Source organism: Acinetobacter sp. B51(2017), from assembly GCF_003711395.1.
Taxonomy (GTDB): domain Bacteria; phylum Pseudomonadota; class Gammaproteobacteria; order Pseudomonadales; family Moraxellaceae; genus Acinetobacter.
This window is the reverse complement of the sequence record NZ_PJRJ01000061.1, coordinates 1-5,596: the sequence shown is the minus strand read 5'-3', so window position 1 is coordinate 5,596 and position 5,596 is coordinate 1. Positions and strand designations below refer to the sequence as shown.

Annotated in this window: 4 protein-coding genes; 3 read left to right on the top strand and 1 reads right to left on the bottom strand. The window is 37.3% G+C overall.

The window, feature by feature from the left end:
• The first annotated feature begins 1,124 nt into the window (after positions 1-1,124).
• From CYK47_RS14845 to CYK47_RS14835, 3 genes are all read left to right on the top strand, one after another.
• Positions 1,125-1,535 carry a MobC family plasmid mobilization relaxosome protein gene (locus CYK47_RS14845; RefSeq protein ID WP_122902555.1) on the top strand — a complete coding sequence of 137 codons (411 nt, stop codon included), beginning with the start codon at positions 1,125-1,127 and terminating at the stop codon, positions 1,533-1,535.
• Positions 1,525-3,330, top strand: coding sequence for a relaxase family protein (locus CYK47_RS14840; protein ID WP_122902554.1), 1,806 nt, complete (start codon positions 1,525-1,527; stop codon positions 3,328-3,330). The genes CYK47_RS14845 and CYK47_RS14840 overlap by 11 nt, the downstream gene beginning before the upstream one ends.
• Before the next feature lie 308 nt (positions 3,331-3,638).
• Positions 3,639-4,160, top strand: coding sequence for a hypothetical protein (locus tag CYK47_RS14835; RefSeq protein WP_122902553.1), 522 nt, complete (start codon positions 3,639-3,641; stop codon positions 4,158-4,160).
• Positions 4,161-4,868: 708 nt separating this feature from the next.
• Here CYK47_RS14835 and CYK47_RS14830 read toward each other — a convergent pair.
• The coding region (locus CYK47_RS14830) for a phosphoribosyltransferase (RefSeq protein ID WP_164709229.1) at positions 4,869-5,596 on the bottom strand (728 nt) is incomplete at its 5' end.

Here is a 5,596-nt window from a genome sequence, read left to right as displayed (position 1 = left end):
CGGCTATACAAGCGCTTAAAAACACTATGAACGATTAAGTCTGTGTTATTTAGTTTGTGATGATTAGGGTTGGCATCTAATGAGGTATTTACCAGTTGCTCTGTTTCTGAGGTAAAACTTACAACTTTATTGTCATCGACGGTAATGCCCAATTTAAGTCTCAACTATTTGGCTTATAAATAATTCGTAAAATTATCTTTATAAAAAGAAAAAGTCCAATAAGTCTTGAAACTTATTGGACTTTCGCCTTATATTCAGTGGGTACAGTTATTTGATGCTTGCAACATCAATTAACGAAAGATCGGCAGAGCTTGCAACTCATACTGATATTCACCTTAAAGGCTAGTACCACTATCTATTTTAAAGAATTAGAACAGTTTGGCAAGCCTCAATTTGAAGTCCTTCGTTAATTCAGCAGTTTAAATCATCAAATAAGCGCCTTATGGTCGAGTCTTATCTACTCCTGTACATCCTTTTAAGGTTGATATGCGGTGCATGTGGAGGGAATAAGTGTCACTGGTGCATCGTAGCGATAGTCGAAAGGCTAAACCGCTTACAGGGGTTCTCACAAAGGCGGAGCGTTAGAAGTAGTTGTATAGGTCAATTAAGTTGCATGTTGGGGAAACCCTCGCAGAGATATTGCCATACTTCGACAAGGAGCGTGTGGGAGAAGGTGCAAAACCTTTAGTCCTTGTCTGCATGGTAAGCGAAACCATGTGCAGATACGACCGACGCGTGGCTCCGGCAGCCCAATTGTAGGTTAATCGGCAATACTTAAGGGGATGTGTGATTTTTTTAAATCATCGCCCCTTAGGGAAAGTATTGCCGAAACTCACTCAACGTTCACCATCAGCCCGAGCAAAGCGAGGGTTGTGGGGACGGGGAGTGAGTGAGCACATTGCTTTTAGGCTTTTAGAGAATCTCTGTTTTATTAATATACTCTATATAACACTGTTTTTTTATAAGCAAGGATACACAGATACCCCTATTTAACTTTGTTAAACAGTGATAGTCTGTGCCCTTGATCAGGGGCTTCACCCCCGATACCCCCGAAAAGCTTTAAACCAAAAAATCAAAGATTTTCCAATTTAAAGCTTACAAAAGCCAAAGCAGGGTAGATTGAAATGTCAGGACAGGAACAACAAGAGAATAATCAAGGTAAAGCAGTTAGAGAACGAACCTTTAAAGTTAGACTTTCAGAATCAGAGTATCAATTGCTTGATTCCAATAATCCCTATGGTTCGATTGCAAAGTTACTTCGACAAGCAGCAGTAGAGAAAGCGACTAAAATTCATAATTCCAAAGCAGAAGATGACCAAAAAATTAAAGCAACAAAGGTTATTGAATCTTCGTATAGCAAGACAGAGCGAGCGTTAATTTTAGAACTTGGTCGGATTGGTAATAACGTGAATCAGATTGCCAAAGCAGTAAATACAGATATTGCGAGCACTGGTGCTTTCGATAAAGTTAAATTACTTCATTTATTGATTTCAATTGATCAACAGCTTCGGGAGTTACGTCCAGATGATCGTTGATTTTTTTCGACATGGTTCAGGTTTGTCGAAAGGTTGTCTTGATTATTTATTGGGTGAAGATAGAGACCGTGAACATGCACAAGTGCTTAGTGGTGATGTAGAGCTGACAGCACAATTGATTGATAGCAGTCCTTTTGCCAAAAAATATACAAGTGGTTGTTTATCTTTTTATGAGCATGATTTATCTGATCAGGATAAGCGGCAAATCATGCAAAATTTTGAACGATGTTTATTTCCAGGACTAGATAAAGATCAATATCAAATTTTATGGGTACAGCACCAAGATAAAGTAAATCAAGATACAGGACAGACAAGGCTTGAGCTTAATTTTGTGATTCCTAATGTTGAGCTTTCAACAGGCAAACGCCTACAGCCATTCTATGCACCAGTCGATTTAGATCGAGTTGATCTATTTAAGCAGATCACCAATACCGAGCATTCACTGTATGACCCCGATGATCCTGAGTATAGACAGCTATTTTTAAATAAAAAAAATCTACCCAAAGATATTAAGGATTTTAAAGAGCAGTTACATCAACGTGTTTACCGAGCGGTTGCCAATGGTGAAATTGCCGATCGGCAAGAATTGGTGCAATGGCTTGAATCGAATCAAATCAATGTCACTCGACAAGTAAAAAACTCCATATCCATTGAAAACCCGTATGAGGGCGCAAAACGTCCTATCCGTTTAGAGGGCGAGATTTATGAGCAAGGCTTTAGAGCTACTGGTGAATATCGACAAGAAGTACAACAACGAATTGAAGAATACAGAGGAACAACTTCTGAGCGGTATCGAGCAAACGTCACAGACTATCAGAGACAGCTTGAACACAAGAGCCAATATCACAGCGACCGCTATCCAACAGTCGGACGAGAAAATAGCCCAAAGCATTCAACACAGCACCCAGACGGTCGAGAAGCAATTGAGCCACTATCAAAGCTTGCTGCAATCGAAATTGAGCCATTTAACGCAATTAAACGAGCAAATACAGAGCCAAGAACAGAAAGCTCAGAATCAAGCCCTACAGAAAAAACTTACCATTTTGAATATGGGGCTGATTTCAGCAGCAGTTATTTTGCTTATAGCGATTTTCTCGTTTGGTCTCGTCACCAAAAACAAGTACAGCGAGATGCAGAGGCTAAATACCGTGATCAACGAGAAACAAATGAGGGTCGACCATTTGAACCGATCAGGGGGCAGTTTGACGATCAGCACATGCAAGCGACCAGACAGCAAAGCACAACGTCTCTGTATTCAAATCAACAAGAACGCAGGCGAATGGCAGAACGGCTACATGATTCCAATGGGGTACTAAACGATGACCGAATTAGAAACACAATTGTTGAGAATCATCGAAGAACAACAGCAACAATTACTGCAACAACAAGCGCAATTGCAGAAGCAACAGCAAGCTTTAGACACAATGCAAACCAAAATTATCCAAGCCTTATCAGCGCAGTCAAAGGCAATCGAGAACGATCAGCAGAGCTTACAGCAAGCACAGAAATCATTATCGACAATACAGAAGCAATTTCACGAGCTAGAACGCAGTACAGCAAGCTATACCGAGCAGATCAATGGCAAAGTTCAAGAGATGAGCCAGATTACAGCCAACAACGAAGAAGCACTGGGGAAAATCTCAGCCTTACAACACTCAGTCTCGTTACAAGTGACCAAAGCTCAGCAGAACTTACTCGAAACATCAGAGATATTGAAAAAAATCTCATTCAGATGAAGCAAGAATGTGCTGAGATAGAGCGAACCAAAGATAGAGGAATAGATTTTGGTTTTTAGCGTAATTTTTTTTAAAATAGGCATCTAAATTGATCTACTGGATTACAGGGATCACCGGATAACTTAGATTACAGAGATCACAGAGATTACAGAGATTACTGGATAACGGGTATATTTTTTAATATCATTAACTTAAGGCCATTTTTTGTAATATATATTACAGATAATGGTTTTTTTTTGATTTTTTATTACATATATTTATATTGAGTTGATATTTATATTACAACATGTGATATAGAATCTTTGGGTAGTGATGCTGTAAAATGCATAGCTGTTATTAATAAATACTTGATTTGTAAGGATTTTTTATGGAAAATAAGCAACAAGTTGATGCGAAAACCAAGTTATCAAAACCATCAAAACCAGCCGCGAAAAGATTAGCGCTTCGAGCAAGATTTTTTGGAAGTTTGGAAGGTATAGAACTGTGGAATCGTGCAACTGATGATGGATATGTTCCTTTACCAAGGATATTGCCCTTAGTCGTTTCAGTGATTGATGCGTTAACTAAAGGTAAGCCAGCGGGTTTAACATATTTAGCGCTATGGTTCAGAAACTTCGATGAAATGATTATTGATGTTACTGATGAGGCATCGTTGGCATATGAGTCTGGCTTTCATAGTGAAAGACGGATAACTACATGGCAGCAACGTATGCAGTCATTAGAAGATTTGGGTTTTATTAAAAGCCAAAAGGTTGGTAATCGTTATCAATATGTGTTGATGCTTCACCCTGTACATACTCTTAAAGCGTTGTATGAAGAAGGGAAAATACAGAAAGAAATGTATGAAACATTTGAACATAGAGCATTTGAAGTCGGAGCTATAGCATGAAGTCAAATTTTTTAACTGAGGAAAAACACATGTTATGTGTTCATAAAAAAAGTAGAAATACTTTTAATTTTTACATCAATCATAGGAGGAAAAATGATGATGGCTGCTGTACAAGAGGTTTTAAATGGGATGCCAATATATGGCTGGATGGCCATATATCTATTGGCATGGAACACTAAAATCACGATAACGTATCAAAACTAAAATTACTTTATTCCTGCAAGAATGAAAGTAATAAGGATGTGATTTCTGAAAAAGACGAGTGTATCAGACTCGTCTTTTTTTATGATAAAGCATAAATATTAAATAGTTAAATAAATCTACAAATTATACGGGTATAAAAATGAATTGAGATATTTGTTGTAGTACAGCTTGGCTAGGTGGGGAAATGGGGCTAATCGCTATCCTAGATAAAAAATCTGTATCAGCAGATGGTGAATTTCATTAACCTAATAATAAAAAGCCCAATAGCTACTTCTAGCTATTGGGCTTTCCTTGAAACTTTTCTATTCCGTGCTTAGATAAACGATACTTGACTCTTACAGTCTGACCTCGTTCGACGGTGCTGCCGGACTCTGGGCGTAAGCCCTATCTTTAAAGACCATTGAGCACATGAATGGTCTAGGTATAAGTATACCCTTATAAATAAAAATTTACATTACCTTTTGTGATTTTTAATGAATTTCTATGATTGAAGATGATATTTGATTATTTATTACCTAACTTCCCTAATAAACAAACGCCTTCAATTTCATTACTAATTTCTAAATCTATTAGTAAATTATAAGCACTTGTTAATGTCGTTCCGCTGGCTAACAAGTCGTCAACTAGAAGAATAGATTTTCCTTTTAGCTTTTGGATAGTATCTATTTTTGTAGAGTCTATTTTTAAGGGGCTAATAAACATTCTGTCTTTTGTATCGACTTCTTTCATAGAAAAAACTTTATTTGGATTACGGTTAAGATCTTTTTCCAAAGAACGACGTAACGCAATAATATCTTTTTTGTACTTAGGCGTCAGGGGAAGGTCTTGTAGATCCGCATAGACTTCACTAAAAGTTTTTTTAGTAAAAATATTATTAATTAAAACACAGTGTTCTGAGGATCTTCTATTAATTTTTTTAGCGAATCTCTCTACTATTTTGTGGGAGGATGGCATTGTAAGGATTACTTCATAATCTTTTTTTTGCATTAATCGGTCGAGAATTGCTGAAATATTTGGATTAAATTTCCCACACTCTTTAAGGGTGATTGAAAAACCTTTTTGGCCTTTCAGAGCGTAAATTAGAGGGTTTCCATCACCACCTTGACGGCTATACAAGCGCTTAAAAACACTATGAACGATTAAGTCTGTGTTATTTAGTTTGTGATGATTAGGGTTGGCATCTAATGAGGTATTTACCAGTTGCTCTGTTTCTGAGGTAAAACTTACAACTT